Here is a 19,776-nt window from a genome sequence, read left to right on the forward strand (position 1 = left end):
GACGGCGGAATCGGCGGCCTCACCGCCGCCGCGCTGCTGGGACGGGCCGGTCACCGGGTCACCCTGCTCGAGGCCTCGGAGTACGTGGGCGGCAAGAGCCGTCGCCTCGATCTTGCGGGGCAGCGCGGGGACACCGGGCCGTAGCTGTTCACCTTCCCGGGGGCGGGGCAGGGGCTGACGATGCGCCGGCCCGCGAGGTCACCGGGCCGTCCTCGGACGTCGCGGGGCCGGCGGCGGAGCAGGCGGTCAGCGACAGGGCGAGGACGGCGCCCAGCAGGAGCCGCGGCCGGCGTGCCATCAGGTCTTCCGCAGGAGCATGCGGCGCACGGAGTGGTCGGAGTCCTTCGTCAGGACCAGCTGCGCACGGCCCCGGGTGGGCAGCACGTTCGTGAGCAGATTCGGCTCGTTGATGCGCTCCCAGATCCCGGACGCCGTCCTGCGTGCCTCCTCGTCCGTGAGGCTCGCGTACCGGTGGAAGTAGGACGCCGGATCGGCGAAGGCGCTGGTGCGCAGCGAGCGGAAGCGGTTGACGTACCACTGCTCGATGAAGGAGGTCTTCGCGTCCACGTAGATGGAGAAGTCGAAGAAGTCGCTCAGTGCCAGGCCGGTGATGCCGTCAGCACGGGGACGGGCCGGCGCGAGGACGTTCAGTCCCTCCACGATCAGCACGTCGGGCCGCCGGACGGTGATCTCGCCGCCGGGCACGATGTCGTAGGTCAGGTGCGAGTACCGCGGGGCGGTGACCTCGGCGGCACCGCTCTTCACCTCGCTGACGAAGCGCAGTAGGCTCCGGCGGTCGTAGGACTCCGGGAAGCCCTTGCGCTGCATGAGGCCCCGGCGCTCCAGCTCGGCGTTGGGGTACAGGAAGCCGTCGGTGGTGACCAGTTCCACGTGGGGGGTCTCGGGCCAGCGCCGCAGCAGCTCGCGCAGCACCCGGGCGGTGGTGGACTTGCCCACGGCCACCGAACCGGCAACGCCGATCACGAAGGGCGTGCGCCGGGTGGTCTCACCGAGGAAGGTGTTGGTGGCCGCGTGGAGTTCCCCGGCCGCCGCCACGTAGAGGTTGAGCAGGCGCGAGAGCGGAAGATAGACCTCCCGCACCTCGTCGAGGTTCAGGGCGTCCCCGAGCCCGCGCAGGCGCTGGACGTCCTCGACGTTGAGGGGGCTCTCGATCTCGTGGGAGAGGCGGGGCCACATCTGTCGGGCGAGGTCCACGAAGGGGGTGAACGATTCGGCTGCAGTGGCCTGCGGTGTGCCGGAGCTCCTGTCATTCACCCGACGATTCTGCCCGCTGCCGTGCGCATTAACAAACAGTGCCGCCGGTAAGCTTGGGCGCATGTGTGGAATTGTGGGATATGTAGGCCGGGACCACGGCCAGGGAACATCGGCGCTCGATTCCGTGGCGCCGGCCGTCGACCAGGCGGGGGCGGAGGCACGGCACGGCGCCCTCGACGTCGTAATGGAGGGCCTCCGGCGCCTCGAGTACCGCGGGTACGACTCCGCGGGCGTGGCGGGCATCACGCCGGCGGGCACCGGGTCCCGCCAGAAGGCCGGCAAGCTGACCAACCTGGTGGAGGAGCTGGCGGCGGACCCGCTGCCGCGCTCGCTCACGGGCATCGGTCACACGCGCTGGGCAACCCACGGCGGGCCGACGGACCAGAACGCGCACCCGCACCTCGCCGACGACGGCCGGCTGGCGCTCATCCACAACGGCATCATCGAGAACTACGCGGAGCTCAAGGCCGAGCTGACCGAGCAGGGCGTCACCTTCCTCTCGGACACGGACACCGAGGTCGCGGCGGGTCTCGTGGGTACCATCTACCGGGGCCTCGTCGAGGCCGGCACGGAGGGTGATCTCCTCACCCTCGCCCTGCAGCAGGCCTGCCGGCGTCTCGAGGGCGCATTCACCATCCTCGCCATCCACCAGGACCAGCCCGGCGTCGTCGTCGCGGGCCGTCGCAACTCGCCCCTCGTCGTGGGACTGGGCGACGGCGAGAACTTCCTCGGCTCCGACGTCTCCGGGTTCATCGACTTCACCCGCCGCGCCGTGGAGCTCGGCCAGGACCAGATCGTCACCATCACGCCCGACGACGTCGTCATCACCGATTTCTCCGGCGCACCCGCCGAGGGCACCGAGTTCCACGTCAGCTGGGACGCGGCCGCCGCCGAGAAGGGCGGCTTCGACTCCTTCATGGAGAAGGAGATCCACGACCAGCCCGACGCCGTGGGGCAGACCCTCCTCGGCCGCTCCGACGTGGACGGCAACCTGGTGCTCGACGAACTGCGCATCGACGAGTCGATCCTGCGCTCGGTGGACAAGATCGTGGTGCTGGCCTGCGGTACCTCCGCCTACGCCGGCCAGGTGGCGAAGTACGCGATCGAGCACTGGTGCCGCATCCCCACCGAGATCGAGCTCTCCCACGAGTTCCGCTACCGCGACCCGATCGTGAACGAGAAGACCCTCGTGGTGGCGATCTCGCAGTCCGGGGAGACCATGGACACCCTCATGGCCGTCCGCTACGCCCGAGAGCAGGGTGCCAAGGTGGTGGCCATCTGCAACACCAACGGCTCCACCATCCCGCGGGAGTCCGACGCCGTGCTCTACACGCACGCCGGTCCCGAGATCGCCGTGGCCTCGACCAAGGCGTTCCTCGCCCAGATCACCGCCGCGTACCTGCTGGGCCTCTACCTCGCCCAGCTGCGCGGCAACAAGTACCGCGACGAGATCGCCGACGTCCTCGAGGACCTCTCCGCGATCCCGGCGAAGATCCAGGCGATCCTCGACGACGCCGACAAGATCAAGCAGCTCGGTGCCGACATGGCGGACGCGAAGTCGGTGCTGTTCCTCGGGCGCCACGTGGGGTTCCCCGTGGCCATGGAGGGGGCGCTGAAGCTCAAGGAGCTCGCCTACATCCATGCCGAGGGCTTCGCCGCCGGCGAGCTGAAGCACGGGCCGATCGCCCTGATCGAGCAGGGCCAGCCCGTGGTGGTGGTCATGCCGTCCTCCACCGCGCCGAACTCGCTGCACGCGAAGGTGGTCTCCAACGTGCAGGAGATCCGGGCGCGCGGTGCCGTGACCATCGTGATCGCGGAGGAGGGCGACACCTCGGTGGAGGCCTACTCGGAGCACGTGTTCTACGTGCCGGCCTCACCCACGCTCCTGGCCCCGCTGCTCACCACGGTGCCGCTGCAGATCTTCGCGCTCGCCCTCGCCGGCGCCAAGGGCTACGACGTGGACCAGCCCCGCAACCTGGCGAAGTCGGTCACGGTTGAGTAGTCCCGTTCCGGCACCGCCGCGGGTCGCCGTGGCGGTGCCCGGGAACGGCGGATGATCGTCGGCATCGGGGTGGACGTGGTGGACATCGAGCGGTTCCGCGCGCAGCTCGAGCGGACGCCGGCCCTTCTGGAGCGCTTGTTCGTCCCGGCGGAGCGCGGGCTGCCCACGCGCTCGCTCGCCGCGCGGTTCGCCGCGAAGGAGGCCGTGGCCAAGGCCCTCGGGGCTCCCGCCGGGATGAACTGGCAGCACTGCAGCATCGCGGTGGACGAGTCCGGGGCGCCGTCCGTGGTGGTGGAGGCCACGGTCGCCGACGCCGCCCGGGCACGCGGCATACAGGCGTGGCACCTGTCCATCAGCCACGACGGCGGCCTGGCCACCGCGATGGTGGTGGCCGAGGGGAGCAGCGGCACCACCGGATAGCCGTCACCGGATCAGTCAACGGATTGGTCACCTGATTAGTAACCGTGCTGATGATTCGCCTGCTTACCGCTAAGCTCGGAAGCATGCTGTCTGCCTTCTCCGGTGCTGACGTCCGCGCTGCGGAGGCCACCCTCATCGACGCCGGTCAGGGCGACGCCCTGATGCAGCGCGCCGCCCACGGTCTCTTCGGCGTCGTGCTCGGCCTGCTGCGCGACGCCGGACGGGGTACGTACGGTGCCACCGCCGTCGTCCTCGCCGGCAGCGGCAACAACGGCGCCGACGCCCTCTACGCCGGGGAGCGGCTGCTGCGCCGGGGCATCGGTGCCACGGCGGTCCTCACCTCGGACCGCGTGCACGCCCCCTCCCTCGAGGCCTTCGTCGCAGCCGGCGGCACCACCGTGCGGCTGGATGACGACAACACCCGGGACCTCGCCGCCCACGCCGCGGCGGCCGACGTCCTGATCGACGGCATCCTCGGCACGGGTGCCGCCGGGGGGCTGCGCGGCGCGTCCGCCGCGTTCGTGGCGGCCTTCGACGACGCGGCCGGACCGCGGGGAACCCGTTCCACCCTCGTGGTGGCCTGCGACCTGCCGAGCGGGATCGGGGTGGACGACGGCCGGGTGGACGGTCCGGTCCTGAACGCCGACGCCACGGTCACCTTCGGGGCTGCGAAACCCGGACTGCTGATCGGCGCCGGGGCCGTGGCCGCGGGGGAGCTGGACGTGCTGGACATCGGCCTGGACCTCTCCGCCTTCACACCCGCCGCCTCGACCCTGCTCGACGACGACGCCGCGGCCGTGCTCCGCGTACCCCGCCCGGACGACCACAAGTACACCCGGGGGGTCCTCGGCGTCGCCGCGGGCTCCGCGCGGTACCCGGGAGCCGCCGCCCTGGCCGTGGGAGCTGCGCTGGCCACCGGCGTCGGCATGGTGCGCTATCTCGGCCCCGCAGCCGTGGCCGGCCTGATCCACCAGCGGAACCCCGAGGTGGTGGCGTCGGACGGCTCCGTGGACCAGGCACGGTCCCAGGCCTGGCTCGTGGGGCCCGGGGCGGTGGACGACGACGACCAGCGCCGCCGCACCGTCGACGCGCTGCGCTCGGGGCTGCCCGTGGTGGCGGACGCCGGGGCGCTGACCGAGCTGCCCGGGCGGATGGGTCCGCACGTGATCCTCACGCCCCACGCGGGGGAGCTCCGGCAGTTGCTCGCCGCACGCGGGGTGGAGGTCGAGCGGTCCGGGATCGAGGCCGAGCCGGCCCGGTTCGCCCTGCGGGCCGCCGAACTGACCGGGGCCACGGTCCTGCTGAAGGGGTTCACCACCGTGGTGGCGGCGCCGTCGGGCACGCTGTACGTGCAGATGGACGCGACCCCCTGGCTCGCCACCGCCGGTTCCGGGGACACGCTGTCCGGGATCGTGGGCGCGCTCGTGGCCACCCTCGCGGAGGACCCCGACGCACCCTCGCGCGCCGGCGTCGCACCCGAGGACCTGTGGGCCGCCGCGGCCGCCGCGGGGGCCCTGATCCACGGGAGGGCCGGGCGGCGGGCAGCACTCCGCGGCCCCGTGGTGGTCCCGGACCTGCCACGGGACATCGGTGCGGTGATCCGGGAGCTCCTGGAGAGGTGCCACCCGGCGATGTAGACCCCGAGTTCCACGACCGACACCAGCATGCGCTATGTATTGAGCAGGCGGACGGGGCACCAGGACCCCGGAGCCCGTGATCACCACGGCACCACCCACGAGGGCGGTGCCGGTGAAAGACACCAAGGAGAACCAATGGAACTATGGCCCGGCGACGCTTATCCCCTGGGAGCCACCTACGACGGCACGGGAACGAACTTCGCGCTCTACAGCGAGGTGGCGGACCTGGTGGTCCTGTGCCTGTTCGACGACGACGGCACCGAGACCTGCGTGGAGCTCAAGGAGGTGGACGGCTACGTGTGGCACGGGTACCTGCCGCACGTGACCCCCGGTCAGAAGTACGGCTACCGGGTCCACGGCCCGCACAACCCCGCCGAGGGGCACCGCTGCAACCCGAACAAGCTGCTCCTGGACCCCTACGCCAAGGCGATCTCGGGTGACCTGGACTGGGACCAGGCCCTGTTCGGCTACAACTTCGGCGACCCGGACTCGGTGAACGACGAGGACTCCGCCGCGCACATGATGCTCGGCGTGGTGGTGAACCCGTTCTTCAACTGGGACGGCGACCGCATGCCGCGGACCCCGTACCACCAGTCCGTCATCTACGAGGCGCACGTCAAGGGCCTCACGCAGCTGCACCCGGAGATCCCCGAGGAGCAGCGTGGCACCTACGCGGGCATCGCGCACCCCGCGGTGATCGCCCATCTGCAGAAGCTCGGCGTCACGGCGATCGAGCTCATGCCCGTGCACCAGTTCGTCAACGACAGCACCCTGCAGGAGAAGGGCCTGTCCAACTACTGGGGCTACAACACCATCGGCTTCTTCGCCCCGCACAACAAGTACAACTCCACGGGGGACCAGGGCGAGCAGGTCCAGGAGTTCAAGGCCATGGTGCGCGAGCTGCACCTCGCCGGCATCGAGGTCATCCTCGACGTGGTGTACAACCACACGGCCGAGGGCAACCACATGGGCCCCACCATCTCGATGCGCGGCATCGACAACGCGTCCTACTACCGCCTGGTGGAGGACGACAAGCAGTACTACATGGACACCACGGGCACGGGCAACTCCCTGAACGTCGGGAACCCGCACTCCCTGCAGCTGCTCATGGACTCGCTGCGCTACTGGGTCACCGAGATGCACGTGGACGGGTTCCGCTTCGACCTCGCCTCCGCCCTGGCCCGTGAGTTCTACGAGGTGGACCGCCTCTCGGCGTTCTTCGAACTCGTGCAGCAGGACCCGATCGTCTCCCAGGTCAAGCTCATCGCCGAGCCGTGGGACGTGGGACCCGGCGGCTACCAGGTGGGCAACTTCCCGCCGCAGTGGACGGAGTGGAACGGCAAGTACCGCGACACGGTCCGTGACTTCTGGCGCGGTGAGCCCTCCAGCATCGGCGAGTTCGCCTCGCGTCTCACCGGCTCCGCGGACCTCTACGAGCACTCGATGCGCCGCCCGGTGGCGTCCATCAACTTCGTCACCGCCCACGACGGCTTCAGCCTGCGCGACCTCGTGTCCTACAACGAGAAGCACAACGAGGCCAACGGCGAGGACAACAACGACGGCGAGTCGCACAACCGCTCCTGGAACGGTGGCGTCGAGGGGCCCACGGACGATCCCGAGGTGCTGGCCATCCGCGTGCGCCAGCAGCGCAACTTCATCGCCACCCTGCTGCTCTCGCAGGGTGTCCCGATGCTCCTGCACGGTGACGAGGTGGGCCGCACGCAGAACGGCAACAACAACACCTACTGCCAGGACTCCGAGATCAGCTGGGTCCACTGGGACAAGATGGACCAGCCGCTGCTCGAGTTCACGGCGGCCGTCAACCGGCTCCGCTCGGAGCACCCCACCTTCCGGCGTCGCCGGTTCTTCGACGGGCGGCCGGTCCGTCGCGGGGAGGGCGAGGCGCTGCCGGACATCGTGTGGCTGGACACCGCCGGTGAGCTCATGGCACCGGAGGACTGGGACAGCGGGTTCGGCCGGTCCATCGGGGTGTTCCTCAACGGGCAGGGCATCCAGGGGCGCGACGCCCGCGGTCAGCGCATCGTGGACGCCAACTTCCTCATGTACTTCAACGCGCACGACGAGGCGGTGGACTTCACCATCCCGTCCGACGAGTACGGCGCGTCCTGGGACGAGGTGATCGACACCGCCGGCGGGTACGCGGCCGGCGGGGCGACCCCCGCCGGTGCGGCGATCGCCGTCGAGGGGAAGTCCATGGTGGTGCTCCGGGCCCACACCGAGGTCGAGGACGTGGACCACTCGGTTGCCGCGTCCCTGGCGATCCTGGCCAACGAGGTCAGCGCGAAGACCGGTACCCCGTAGCGCCACCGGTACCACCCGGGTGCACCCGAGCCGTCCGGCCGGGTGCACCCTCCCACCATCCCAGCCCCACCGCCCGTCCAGGAGGACCACCGTGCTCACACCGACTTCGACCTACCGGCTGCAGATCCGGAGCGAGTTCGACCTGCATCGGGCCGCGGCCCTGGTGCCGTACCTGTCGAACCTCGGGGTGGACTGGGTGTACCTCTCACCGATCCTCACGGCCGAGCAGGGGTCCGGCCACGGCTACGACGTGACCGACCCCACCAGCGTGGACCCGGACCGCGGTGGCCCGGACGGCCTCGCCGCCCTCAGCGCGGCCGCCCGGGCGGCAGGGCTCGGCGTGCTCGTGGACATCGTGCCGAACCACATGGGCATCGAGACCCCCGCGGACAACGCCTGGTGGTGGCAGCTCCTGAAGGAGGGCCGCACCTCCCGCATGGCCGAGGCGTTCGACGTCGACTGGGAGGCGAACGGCGGCAGGCTGCGGATCCCCGTCCTCGGTGACGGCGACGACGAGCTCGACCAGCTGACTCTCGTGGACGGCGAGCTGCACTACTACGACAACCGGTACCCGATCGCGGAGGGCACCGCCCACCCCGGCGACTCCGGCGCCGAGGTCCACGCACGCCAGCACTACGAGCTGGTGAACTGGCGCCGTGCCGACGCCGAACTGAACTACCGCAGGTTCTTCGGCGTCAACACCCTCGCAGGCCTGCGCGTGGAGGTGCCGTGGGTGTTCGAGGAGAGCCACAGCGAGGTGAAGCGCTGGTTCGACGAGAAGCTCGTGGACGGTCTGCGGATCGACCACCCGGACGGACTCGCGGACCCGAAGGGCTACCTCGAGGACCTCCGTGCCCTCACCGGCGGGGCCTACGTGCTCGTGGAGAAGATCCTCGAACCCGGGGAGAAGCTCCCGGAGGACTGGGCCACCGAGGGCACCACCGGGTACGACGCCCTGGCGGACATCGACCGCCTGTTCGTCGACCCCACCGGCGAGCACGCCCTGACCGCAGCCGTCCCCGTGGACGGGTTCCACGAGATGATCCACGGCGCCAAGCGCGGCATCGCGGACGGCATCCTCCGCTCCGAGGTACTCCGGCTGGCACGCCTGGTCCCGGCTGCAGCCGGCCTGGAGCACGAAGCCGCGGCGGATGCCATCGCCGAGCTGCTGACCTGCTTCCCCGTGTACCGGAGCTACCTGCCCGGCGGCGCCGAGTACCTCGCCGAGGCCGTCCGCGACGCCTCCGTGCGACGCCCCGACCTCGTGGACACCATCACGGCGCTGCACCCGCTGCTGAACCCGTTCCTCGACGACGGTACGGGCGAATTCACGGAGCTGGCCCGCCGGTTCCAGCAGACCTCCGGCATGGTCATGGCCAAGGGCGTGGAGGACACCGCGTTCTACCGGTACTCCCGGCTCGTCTCCCTCAACGAGGTGGGCGCCGACCCGTCCATCTTCGCGATCGAGCCCCTGGAGCTGCACCGCCGCCTGCTGGAGCGCCAGGCCGACGCCCCGCTGGCCATGACCACCCTCAGCACCCACGACACCAAGCGCAGCGAGGACACCCGCACGCGCATCTCCGTGCTCTCGGAGGTCCCCCAGGAGTGGACCGAGGTGCTCGCGACACTCGAGCGCCTCGCCCCCGTCAAGGATCCCTCCTTCGCACCCCTGCTCTGGCAGTCGCTCATCGGCGCCTGGCCGCTGAGCCGCGAGCGCGCCCACGCGTACGCCGAGAAGGCCTCGCGCGAGGCCGATCTCAGCACCCACTGGACGGCGCCGGACGAGGAGTTCGAGACCCGGATGCACGCCGCCGTGGACGCCGCGTTCGACGACGACGCCGTGGTGTCCCTGCTCGAGGGCTTCGTGGAGCGCATCCGGGACGCCGGCTGGTCCAACTCGATCGGCCTGAAGCTGCTGCAGCTGACCATGCCGGGTGTACCGGACGTGTACCAGGGCACGGAGTTCTGGGACACCTCGCTGGTGGACCCGGACAACCGCCGCGAGGTGGACTACGACGCCCGGCAGAAGGCCCTGGCGGATCTGGCCTTCGGAGCGCTGCCGCAGGTCGACGCCGACGCCCACGCCAAGCTCCTGGTCACCACGCGGGCGCTGAAGCTCCGCCGTGACCGCCCCGAGCTCTTCACCGGGTACACCGCCGTCGCCTCCTCCGGGAGCGCCGGGAACCACGTCTTCGGCTTCGACCGCGGCGGGGCGATCACGCTCATCACGCGCCTGCCGCACGGCCTGGCGCAGCACGGCTGGGGCGACGCCACCGTGGAGCTCCCGGCCGGCACCTACACCTGCGCGCTCACCGGGGCGAGCATCACCGGCGGCACCGTGCTGATCTCCGACATCTTCTCCACCTACCCCGCAGCCCTACTGGTCCAGGAGGACGCAGCATGAGCACCACCTTCGACGTCTGGGCGCCCCGCGCCGAGTCCCTCACCCTCGTGGCCGACGGCACGCAGTACCCCATGACCCGGGGCGAGGGCGACTGGTGGAGTGCACCCGACGCGCCCGCCCCCACCGAGGACGTCGACTACGGCTACCTCGTGGACGGCTCCGACACCCCCGTACCCGATCCCCGCTCACGCCGGCAGCCCGAGGGGGTGCACGGACTCTCGCGCACCTTCGACCCCGGCGCCCACGAGTGGCAGGACGTGTCCTGGCGGTCCCCGGGCATGGACGGAGGGGTCATCTACGAGATGCACCTGGGTACCTTCACCCCCGAGGGCACGCTCGACGCCGCGATCGGCAGGCTCGACCACCTCGTGGACCTCGGCGTGCAGTACGTGGAGCTCCTGCCGGTCAACGCGTTCAACGGCACCCACAACTGGGGGTACGACGGCGTGCTCTGGTACGCGATCCAGGAGACCTACGGGGGTCCGGCCGCCTACCAGCGCTTCGTGGACGCCGCCCACCAGCACGGCCTCGGCGTCATCCAGGACGTGGTGTACAACCACCTGGGGCCCAGCGGCAACTACCTCGGCCAGTTCGGCCCCTACCTCATCGAGGGCAAGGCGAACACCTGGGGCGACTCCCTCAACCTGGACGGCCCGCAGTCGGACGAGGTGCGCAACTACGTGGTGGAGAACCTGCTCATGTGGTTCACCGATTACCACGTGGACGGTCTCCGCCTCGACGCCGTCCACGCCCTCCACGACGAGCGCGCGGTGCACATCCTCGAGGAGTTCGGCGCACGGACGGACGCCTGCGCCGCGGAGCTCGGCAAGCCCCTGTTCCTCATCGCGGAGTCCGACCTCAACGACCCGCGGCTGATCTCGGACCGGGCCGCGGGCGGGTACGGCCTCGCCGGTCAGTGGAGCGACGACTTCCACCACGCCGTCCACGTGAACCTCACGGGGGAGACCGAGGGCTACTACGCGGACTTCGACTCCGTGGGCGCCCTCGCGAAGGTCCTCGAGAAGGGCTTCTTCCACAACGGCACCTACTCCTCCTTCCGGGAGCGGCACCACGGCCGGGAGCTCGACGAGTCGCGGATCTCGCCCCTCCAGCTGGTGGTCTGCACCCAGAACCACGACCAGATCGGCAACCGCGCCGCCGGCGACCGCCTGAGCGACACCCTGGACCAGGCGCAGCTCGCGCAGGCCGCGGTGCTCAACATCCTCGGTCCGTTCACCCCCATGCTCTTCATGGGCGAGGAGTACGGTGCGTCCACCCCCTGGCCGTTCTTCACCTCCCACCCCGAGCCGGAGCTGGGCCGCGCGACCGCCGAGGGCCGGCTGAAGGAGTTCGAGCGCATGGGCTGGAAGCCCGAGGACGTCCCCAACCCGCAGGACCCGGGGACCTTCGCCTCGGCGAAGCTGGACTGGGCGGAGGCGGAGCAGGGCTCCCACGCGAAGCTGCTCGCCACCTACCGGGACCTGATCGCGCTGCGCAACACCCGCCCGGAGTTCCGTAGCGTCTCGTTCGACGGCGTCTCGGTGGACTTCGACGAGCAGGACCGGTGGCTGGTCCTGCACCGCGGGGGCACCGCCGTCGTCCTGAACCTCGGCGACGCCGTCGCCCGCGTACCGCTCCGGGGGGCGGATGCCACGGTGCTCCTCGCCACGGTGGAGGGTACCGACGTGCTCGAGGACGCCGTCCGGGTGCCTGCCCGCGGAGCCCTCGTGGTGGAGCTCGCCACCACGTAGGGCGCAGCGTAGTGCATGGGTTGTGCAAGAGTTTCGGCAACCACGGGGTCCGCGGGGCGGGAGCCGTCCATGATGGTGGTCGGCGGTACCGGTGAGGATCGGACCCTCCCCCCGGACATGACCGGGCCCGGCGGCACGGAACGGCAGGAAGAACCATGGAGCTCGACATCGGGACCCTCAGGGTGGTCTTCGGCGCCGTCTCCATCACCCTCTTCATCCTGTTCTACTCGGTGTCCTTCCGGCAGACCGGATCCGTGTTCAGCGCCTGGTGGTGCGCCGCCGTGGCCTTCTTCCTCATGGGATCCTCCGGATACCTGCTGGACGGGACGGTCCACCAGATATGGGCCAACCCGACGGCCAACACCCTCCTGGTGGCGGGGACCTCCTGCGTCTGGGCCGGGGCGCGGAGCCTGCGTCACGTCAGCCCCGCGTGGTCGCAGCTCGCCGTGGCGCCGGTCCTGACGCTGCTGGCCTCGGTGGTGGACGATCCGGCCACCAACACGTGGTCCGGCGGCCCGGTGTTCCTGGGCATGATGTGCCTGACCGTGGCGCTGGCGTCCTGGGAGCTGTGGCGGCTCCCGCGCAACTACAGCCGGGTGCAGACGCCGCTGGCGGTCGCGACGGGCTGCCTGGCGCTGCTCTACCTCGGGAGGTGCCTCGCCTTCGTCGGCGGGGGCAAGGACGGCCACGTCTTCACCACCTATTTCGGCTCCGAGATCACCGCGCTGCTCACCCTGCTGCTGCTCGTCGTCGTCGCCTTCAGCGCCGCCGCGCTCAGCGCCGAGCAGATCGCCTCGGACCTGCGCACCAGGGCGTCCCGTGACGTGCTGACCGGGCTGCTCAACCGGGGCGGGTTCCAGGACCTCGCAGAGGTGCGGATGGCGCAGCTCGGACGGACCAGCTGCCCCGGGACCCTGGTCCTGGCGGATCTGGACCACTTCAAGGCGGTCAACGACACCTACGGCCATGCCGCGGGCGACGCCGTCCTGAAGGCGTTCGCGACCGCCGCCCACGAGACGGTGCGGTCCACGGACCTCGTGGCTCGCTACGGCGGCGAGGAGTTCGTGATCCTCCTGCCCGGTGCCTCCCTCGCACGGACCGAGGAGATCACCCGCGCCATCAGTTCCGCGCTGCGGGGTCAGGCCTCCCTCGGCGAGCCGGCCATGCCCACGGTGAGCTACGGCATCGCGGCGGTCGACACGGGGGACTACGACCTCGACGCGGTCATCGCGGCGGCCGACCAGGCGCTGTACGCGGCGAAGTCCGGTGGACGCGACAGGACCGTGCGGGCCATCCGCCCTGCCGGGGCGGAGCCGGGATCGGCCGCCGAAGCCCCGCGGAGCATCCAGAACGTCGAGTGACCCGGACGGGGTTCCCCCGGTCCCCGGAACCGGCTCGCCTAGGATGAGGACATGACCTATCAGCCTGCTGACGATCGCTATGACACGATGCCGTACCGCCGGGTGGGGAGGAGCGGGCTGCAGCTGCCCGCGGTGTCCCTCGGCCTCTGGCACAACTTCGGGGACGACAAGCCCTTCGAGACCCAGCGTGCGATCCTGCGCCGCGCCTTCGACCTCGGCGTCACCCACTTCGATCTCGCCAACAACTACGGACCGCCCTACGGCAGCGCGGAGACCAACTTCGGCCGGCACCTGAAGGACGACTTCCTCCCGTTCCGCGACGAGCTGGTGATCTCCAGCAAGGCCGGCTACGACATGTGGCCCGGGCCCTACGGCGACCTCGGTTCGCGCAAGTACCTGCTGGCCAGCCTGGACCAGTCCCTGGAGCGCATGGGGCTGGACTACGTGGACATCTTCTACAGCCACCGCCCAGATCCGGACACTCCGCTGGAGGAGACCATGGGAGCCCTCGACACCGCCGTGCGCTCGGGCCGTGCACTGTATGCCGGGATCTCCTCCTACTCCCCGGAGAAGACCCTCGAGGCCGCCGCGATCCTCGAGGACCTCGGGACCCCGCTGCTCATCCACCAGCCCTCCTACTCCATGCTGAACCGCTGGACCGAGGACGGCTCACCGAACCTCTACGAGGCACTGGAGCAGGTGGGGGCCGGGTCGATCGCGTTCTCCCCGCTCGCGCAGGGCCTGCTCACGGACCGCTACCTGGACGGCGTCCCCGCCGACTCCCGCGCCGCCGCCTCCAAGTCGCTCTCCGAGGACCACCTGTCCGAGGACAATCTCCGCCGGGTCCGCGGGCTCAACCGGATCGCCGAGGGTCGCGGCCAGAGCCTCGCGCAGCTGGCCGTGGCATGGATCCTCCGCCCGCAGCCCAAGGGCACCCCGGTCCCCTCCGCGCTCATCGGCGCATCGAGCGTGCGCCAGCTGGAGGACAGCCTCGCGGCCGTGCGGAACCTCGAGTTCACCCCGGAGGAGCTGCGTGCCATCGACGAGTTCGCCGTCGAGTCCGACATCAACCTGTGGGCGAGCGCCCTCGAGGCCTGATGCTCGCCGTCCGGCCGGCGGTGCCCGGCGACTGGCCCGAACTGTGGGCGATCATGGAACCCGTGGTCCGGGCCGGGGAGACGTACTGCGGGGACCGGGAGAGGGACGAGGGGGCCGGGCGGCCCGGGTGGCTGCCCGGTCCCGCCGGCCCGGACCCCACGCTGCGGGTCCTCGTGGCCGTGGACGACGGCGGGGCGGGGGTGGGCCCGGCGCCGCTGCCCGCGAACCGCGGCGGTCCGGGCAGTCACGTGGCCAACGCCTCCTTCCTCGTCTCCGCCGACGCCGGTGGCGGGGGCGTGGGACGGGCCCTCGCCGAGTACGTGCTGCAGGAGGCGAGGCGCGCGGGCTATGAGGCCATGCAGTTCAACGCCGTGGTGGAGACCAACGTCCGCGCCGTGGGTCTCTGGCGCTCCCTCGGGTTCGACGTCGTGGGCACCGTGCCGGGTGCGTTCCTCCACCCCGACCTCGGGTACACCGGCCTCCACATCATGCACCGGCGGCTCTGACCCGGGCGCAGGGCGGCGATCCCCCCGGTCAGCGCCAGGACGCCCGCAGCCGGGGGAACGCCTCCTCGTAGCCGCGGAGCACCCGCCCCGCCGCGTGGAACGAATCGACCAGCGGGTGCCCGGCCAGGGCGAGGAGGGCGGCGTCGCGGTCGCGGTGCACCGCCGCCCGGACGGTGTGCTGCTCCACGGCCTTCACCGCTGCCATGAGCCCCAGCTGGTGCTGCGTCAGCCGCCCGGCGGGCAACGGCCGCGCCCCCGCGGCGTCCACCACGGACGGCACCTCCACCACGGCCTCCGGCGGCAGCTCGGGGAAGGTGCCGCCGTTGCGGACGTTCAGGACGAGCTCCGCGGGCGTGTCCGTGAGCAGGGCCCGCAGAACCCTCAGGGCCACGACCTCGTACCCGCCCCCCGCCAGGGACTCCTCGTCGCGTTCCTCGTCCGCCGCGCGTGCCTCGGCGAGGTACCCCGCCTCACGTTCGAGCCGCGCGCGCTCCCACACGCGGAAGGGGTCCGCCGCGGTGAGCAGGCGGGGATAGAGGGCCCGCTGCTGGTCGCGCAGCGTCTCGCCGCGGGTCCTGGCCGCGGGGGCGACGGCCCGCGCGGCCTCCCGGTGGAAGTAGTAGTAGAACAGGTACTCGTTCGGGAGGGCGCCGAGCATGCGGGGCAGCTCCGGGCCGAGCAGGCGGCCCTCCTCGAAGCCGCCGAGGCGCAGCGGATCGGCGAGCAGCGCCGGCAGGCGGTCCGTCCCGTCCTCGGTGAGCCCGCGCAGCCACCCCAGGTGGTTCAGGCCCACGTAGTCCACCCCGGCGAGCGAGTCCGTGGCACGGAGGCCCGCGGCACGCGAGGCGCGGGTCACGAGGCCGGACGCCGAGTCGCAGATGCCCACCACCCTGTTCCCCAGGACCGGGCCGAGGGCCTCCGTGACCATGCCCGCCGGATTGGTGAAGTTGATCAGGTACGCGCCCGGCGCATGCTCGCGCATCATCCTGGCCACGCGCAGCATGTCCGGGATGGAGCGCAGCGCGTAGGAGATCCCGCCGGCGCCCACGGTCTCCTGCCCCAGGAGACCGTGGGCGAGCGCCACACGCTCGTCGAGGACGCGCCCCTCCGCCCCGCCGCTGCGCACCGCGGCGAAGACGAGGTCCGCGCCCGGCAGGGCTTCCTCGAGCGTGGTGGCCACCCGCACGGCGGGTCCGGTCCCGGTGTCCGCGCCCCCATTCAGGGGCAGGGCGGCGAGGGCGCGCGCGACCGCCCGGGCGCGCTCCGGGACGGCGTCGAGGAGGCCGAGTTCGGACACCAGCCCCGAGAAAGTGCCCGATGCGAGCGCCCGGTACACCAGGGGCACCCGGAAACCACCGCCGCCCACGACCACCAGCCGTGCTCCGGTTCCGCTCGGCATGCCCGTCCCCTCGATCGTCCCCGTGTCCTGCGGAACACCGCCTGGGGGATATTGTGCCGTACATGCCCATCCCGCACCGCTTCGATCCGCTGGCAGCATCCCGGACCGCCGAGGACCCCGAGTTCGATCTCCTCCTCGCCGGTCAGGTCTTCTTCGACATCACCTTCACCGGTCTGGAGCAGCTGCCGTCCCCGGGCACCGAGGTGTGGTCGGACGGCATGGGGTCGGGGCCGGGCGGCATCGCGAACCAGGCCATCGCGGCGAGCAGGCTCGGCCTGCGCACCACGTTGTCCGCGGCCTTCGGCGACGACGCCTACGGGCAGTCGAACTGGGACGTGCTGCAGGACCAGGAGCAGGTGGACCTGTCCAGGTCCCGCGTCTTCGGGCAGTGGCACTCGCCGGTCACCGTGTCCCTCTCCGTGCACCGGGACCGCTCCATGGTCACCCACGGGCACCCCTCGCCGTTGCGCGCCTCGGAACTCATCGGCACGCCTCCCTCCTGCCGCGCCGCCGTCGTCAGCGTGGAGGAGGAACTGGAACCGTGGGCGCGGGCCGCCGCGGCCGGCGGGACCAGGCTCTTCGGCGACGTGGGCTGGGACCCGGCGGGGGAATGGGCGCCGGAGACCCTGGCCTCGCTGGAGCACTTCCACGCCTTCATGCCCAACGGGGTGGAGGCCATGGCGTACACGCGCACCGACGACCCGTGGGCCGCTCTCTACGCGCTCGCGGACCGCGTGCCGGTGGCCGTGGTGACGGTGGGTCAGCAGGGGGCCATGGCGATCGACTCGCTCACGGGGGAGGAGGAGTGGGTACCGGCGCTGCCGGTGTCCGCCTACGACCCCACCGGGGCCGGTGACTGCTTCGGGGCGGCGTTCGTGATGGCCGATCTCGCGGGGTTCCCGCTCGCCGACCGGCTGAGCTTCGCGAATCTCTGTGCCTCCCTATCCGTGCAGCACGTGGGAGGTTCGCTCGCGGCGCCGGGATGGGGTGACATCGCGGACTGGTGGCACCGGGTCGGCGCGGGGCGCGACGGCGTGCGGAAGCAGTGGCTGCGGCGCTACGCCTTCCTCGCGGACCTCGTCTCGGACGTCCCCACCGAGGCGGTGCGCAGGGCCACCGCGACCATCGCGCGGCAGTCCGACGCCGCGCCGTCGTCGACCCGACCCGAAGGGTTCGGTGCGCCGGCGTCAGGGCGCTGACCCCGCACGACGTCGGCTGGGTCCCTCAACCCCTCAGCATCGCCGCCTCACCGAGCCACCGGGCGTGGCGCGCCCACGGGTCCTCCACGCCGGCGGCGAGTGAGGCGACGTGCCGCAGGAGCTCCGGGGCGGCGTCGAACCACTCCGAGCGCCCGTGCCGCAGGTGCGCGAACTCGGAGTGCCGCCGGTGCTCCACGAGCCGGTCGCCGCGCTCGAAGGCGAGGACGTCGTCGTGCCAGATCCGGCGCAGGCGCTGCCGGGGGTTCATCGTGGTGCCGATCTTGATCCGGTCCCGGAACCGTACGTAGTAGACCACGTCCACCCGTGGCGGCGGCAGCCCGTCGTCGAGCACCTCGCCCACACGCCACTCGCACGCCGCGCACACCCACCCCGAGGCGTAGTGCACCCCGAGGCGTGAACCGCACGCCCGGCAGGCGCCGGGCAGCAGATCCGTGCGCCCCAGCTCACCCTCGGCCCACTCCACCACGGCTGCGGCGTGGGCGTCGCACAGCGGGAAGGGCGAGGCGCCGGTCTCCCGGCCGCACGCGTGCCCGGCGGGATCGGGCAGGATGCAGCGGGGTGGGGGGTGGGGCACGAGGTCGATTGTGTCCTCACGCCGGGGACGCCCGCAAGCGGGCTGCGGGTCGACCGGCGGGGCGGGGCTGGCAGAATGATGGGTGTGACCCATCCCGAGCGCGTGGCAGAGATCGATCTCGAGGCCCTGCGGCACAACGTCCGCCACCTCCGCCGGGTCGCGCACCCAGCCCGGGTCATGGCGGTGGTCAAGGCCGATGCCCACGGCCACGGGGCCGTCCCCGTGGCCCGTGCGGCGCTGGAGGCGGGCGCGGCGTGGTTGGGCGTGGCGCACATCGCCGAGGGAGTGGCACTGCGCAGGGCGGGGATCGAGGCGCCCGTCCTCGCCTGGCTCCACACCCCGGCCTCCGACTTCACCGCGGGGGTGGAGCACGGGCTCGATCTCGGGATCTCCGACTGGGAGCTCGAGCACGTGGTGGCCGCCGCACGCGAACTGGAGCGCCCCGCCATCGTGCACCTGAAGATCGACACCGGCCTCGGCCGCAACGGGTGCCCGCCGGAGCAGTGGCAGGCGCTGCTCGACCGGGCCGTGGCCCACCAGGAGGAGGGCCTGATCCGGGTGGTGGGGGTCTTCTCCCATCTCGCCGCGGCGGACGAGCCCTCACGGCCCGAGACGGATCTGCAGATCCGGGCGTTCCGCGACGCCGTGGCCGCGGCGGAGAACGCGGGGATCGACGTCGAGGTCCGTCACCTCGCCAACACCCCGGCCACATTCTCCCGCCCCGACTGCCACTTCGACCTCGTCCGTGTGGGGCTCGGCCTGTACGGGCTCTCGCCGTTCTCCGACCAGGACTCCGCCGATCTGGGGCTCCGGCCCGTGATGACCTTCAGCACCGTGGTGTCCAACTGCAAGGAGGTCCCGGCCGGTCAGGGGGTGTCCTACGGCCATGCGTACCGCACGCAGCAGCCCACCACGCTGGGGCTCATCCCCGTGGGCTACGGCGACGGCGTACCGCGCATCGCCACCGGGGCGCCGGTGCTCGTGGGTGGGCGGACCTACCCGGTGGTGGGACGCATCGCGATGGACCAGTTCGTCGTCGACTTCGGGGCCACGGGTCTGGTGGGCACGCCGCGGAGCCCGCTCGGGGCACGCGCCGTGCTGTTCGGTGGTGCCGACGCCCCCGCCGTGGAGGACTGGGCGGCAGCGGCCCAGACCATCAACTACGAGGTGATCACCCGGATCGGAGACCGGGTGGAGCGCGTCCACCTCAATGTGGACCCAGAGAACGATGACCTCGCCTGAGCGGACGGCGCCCGAGTGGACCGAGGCGTTCGACGTCGGTTCGGCGGAGCAGCTGCAGAGCCTCGCCGAGCGCCTCGCACGGTACCTGGTGCCCGGCGACCTGCTGGTGCTCACCGGTGAGCTGGGGGCAGGGAAGACCACGTTCACACAGGGTCTGGGGCGCGGACTAGGGGTCCGGGAGCGCATCATCTCGCCCACCTTCGTGCTGGTCCGCCAGCACCCCTCCCTGGCGGACGGGCCGGGACTGATTCACGTGGACGCCTACCGCCTGGAGAGTGCGGCCGCCGTGGACGACCTCGACCTCGAAGCCACCCTGGACGCCAACGTCACGGTGATCGAGTGGGGTGCGGGGAGGGTGGAGCACCTGAGCGGAAGTCACCTGCGGGTGACCATCGAGCGGCCCCTCGGCACCCGGACGGCGGCGGGCGCCCCCGCCCTCCCGGTCGCCGCGTCCGCCCCGGTCACCGAGTTCGACGACGACGGCGCGGACGAGCTGCGCACCGTCACGCTCACGGCCTCCGGGCCCCGGTGGCACGGACGGCATCCCGCCCTGTCCCTCGACTAG

Annotated in this window: 17 protein-coding genes; 13 read left to right on the forward strand and 4 right to left on the reverse strand. The window is 71.6% G+C overall.

The genetic code is table 11. The features are described from left to right. Positions 1–9: 9 nt before the first annotated feature. The gene (locus tag AC792_RS16635; protein WP_082177808.1) at positions 10–144 is read left to right on the forward strand and encodes an FAD-dependent oxidoreductase; all 135 of its coding nucleotides are present in this window, start codon (positions 10–12) and stop codon (positions 142–144) included. 4 nt (positions 145–148) lie between these two features. Here the strand turns inward: AC792_RS16635 and AC792_RS17385 are convergent, their stop codons facing one another. Then, positions 149–298: a hypothetical protein gene (locus tag AC792_RS17385; RefSeq protein ID WP_160317657.1), complete on the reverse strand. Its 150-nt coding sequence runs from the start codon at positions 296–298 to the stop codon at positions 149–151. Continuing rightward, positions 298–1,275, reverse strand: a complete 978-nt coding sequence (gene coaA / locus AC792_RS15110; RefSeq protein ID WP_268753394.1) for a type I pantothenate kinase — start codon at positions 1,273–1,275, stop codon at positions 298–300. The genes AC792_RS17385 and coaA overlap by 1 nt, the downstream gene beginning before the upstream one ends. Before the next feature lie 61 nt (positions 1,276–1,336). Between coaA and glmS the strand changes: the two genes are divergently transcribed. The 9 genes from glmS (at position 1,337) to AC792_RS15155 (ending at position 14,776) form a co-directional block, all read left to right on the forward strand. Further along, positions 1,337–3,277 carry a glutamine--fructose-6-phosphate transaminase (isomerizing) gene (gene glmS / locus AC792_RS15115; RefSeq protein ID WP_049831320.1) on the forward strand — a complete coding sequence of 647 codons (1,941 nt, stop codon included), beginning with the start codon at positions 1,337–1,339 and terminating at the stop codon, positions 3,275–3,277. Positions 3,278–3,328: 51 nt separating this feature from the next. Further along, positions 3,329–3,697 (forward strand): holo-ACP synthase, encoded by a 369-nt coding sequence (locus AC792_RS15120; protein ID WP_049831321.1) that lies wholly within the window; start codon positions 3,329–3,331, stop codon positions 3,695–3,697. Positions 3,698–3,780: 83 nt separating this feature from the next. Further along, positions 3,781–5,334, forward strand: coding sequence for a bifunctional ADP-dependent NAD(P)H-hydrate dehydratase/NAD(P)H-hydrate epimerase (locus AC792_RS15125; protein WP_049831322.1), 1,554 nt, complete (start codon positions 3,781–3,783; stop codon positions 5,332–5,334). Between the two features lie 135 nt (positions 5,335–5,469). After that, positions 5,470–7,656, forward strand: a complete 2,187-nt coding sequence (gene glgX / locus AC792_RS15130; RefSeq protein WP_049831323.1) for a glycogen debranching protein GlgX — start codon at positions 5,470–5,472, stop codon at positions 7,654–7,656. Positions 7,657–7,747: 91 nt separating this feature from the next. Next, positions 7,748–10,060: a malto-oligosyltrehalose synthase gene (treY, locus tag AC792_RS15135; protein ID WP_049831324.1), complete on the forward strand. Its 2,313-nt coding sequence runs from the start codon at positions 7,748–7,750 to the stop codon at positions 10,058–10,060. After that, complete coding sequence (gene treZ / locus AC792_RS15140) at positions 10,057–11,811, forward strand: malto-oligosyltrehalose trehalohydrolase (RefSeq protein ID WP_049831325.1); 1,755 nt, start codon at positions 10,057–10,059, stop codon at positions 11,809–11,811. The genes treY and treZ overlap by 4 nt, the downstream gene beginning before the upstream one ends. A 155-nt stretch (positions 11,812–11,966) precedes the next feature. Beyond that, positions 11,967–13,172 carry a GGDEF domain-containing protein gene (locus AC792_RS15145; RefSeq protein WP_049831326.1) on the forward strand — a complete coding sequence of 402 codons (1,206 nt, stop codon included), beginning with the start codon at positions 11,967–11,969 and terminating at the stop codon, positions 13,170–13,172. 51 nt (positions 13,173–13,223) lie between these two features. Continuing rightward, positions 13,224–14,270, forward strand: coding sequence for an L-glyceraldehyde 3-phosphate reductase (gene mgrA / locus AC792_RS15150; RefSeq protein ID WP_049831327.1), 1,047 nt, complete (start codon positions 13,224–13,226; stop codon positions 14,268–14,270). After that, positions 14,246–14,776: a GNAT family N-acetyltransferase gene (locus AC792_RS15155; RefSeq protein ID WP_235436835.1), complete on the forward strand. Its 531-nt coding sequence runs from the start codon at positions 14,246–14,248 to the stop codon at positions 14,774–14,776. The genes mgrA and AC792_RS15155 overlap by 25 nt, the downstream gene beginning before the upstream one ends. Positions 14,777–14,804: 28 nt before the next feature. On the opposite strand, the gene AC792_RS15160 is transcribed toward AC792_RS15155, so the two are convergent. After that, positions 14,805–16,175 (reverse strand): family 4 glycosyl hydrolase, encoded by a 1,371-nt coding sequence (locus tag AC792_RS15160; RefSeq protein WP_049831329.1) that lies wholly within the window; start codon positions 16,173–16,175, stop codon positions 14,805–14,807. Between the two features lie 62 nt (positions 16,176–16,237). On the opposite strand from AC792_RS15160, the gene AC792_RS15165 reads away from it, so the two are divergent. Then, on the forward strand, positions 16,238–17,374 hold the full coding sequence (locus AC792_RS15165) for a PfkB family carbohydrate kinase (RefSeq protein WP_049831356.1): 1,137 nt from the start codon (positions 16,238–16,240) through the stop codon (positions 17,372–17,374). A gap of 25 nt (positions 17,375–17,399) precedes the next feature. Here AC792_RS15165 and AC792_RS15170 read toward each other — a convergent pair whose 3' ends face one another. Then, positions 17,400–17,969 (reverse strand): GIY-YIG nuclease family protein, encoded by a 570-nt coding sequence (locus AC792_RS15170; RefSeq protein ID WP_235436836.1) that lies wholly within the window; start codon positions 17,967–17,969, stop codon positions 17,400–17,402. 78 nt (positions 17,970–18,047) lie between these two features. Between AC792_RS15170 and alr the strand changes: the two genes are divergently transcribed. Further along, positions 18,048–19,211 (forward strand): alanine racemase, encoded by a 1,164-nt coding sequence (gene alr / locus AC792_RS15175; RefSeq protein WP_442853628.1) that lies wholly within the window; start codon positions 18,048–18,050, stop codon positions 19,209–19,211. Next, positions 19,198–19,776 (forward strand): tRNA (adenosine(37)-N6)-threonylcarbamoyltransferase complex ATPase subunit type 1 TsaE, encoded by a 579-nt coding sequence (tsaE, locus tag AC792_RS15180; protein WP_049831331.1) that lies wholly within the window; start codon positions 19,198–19,200, stop codon positions 19,774–19,776. The genes alr and tsaE overlap by 14 nt, the downstream gene beginning before the upstream one ends.

The organism is Arthrobacter sp. RIT-PI-e (assembly GCF_001187915.1).
GTDB lineage: Bacteria > Actinomycetota > Actinomycetes > Actinomycetales > Micrococcaceae > Arthrobacter_D.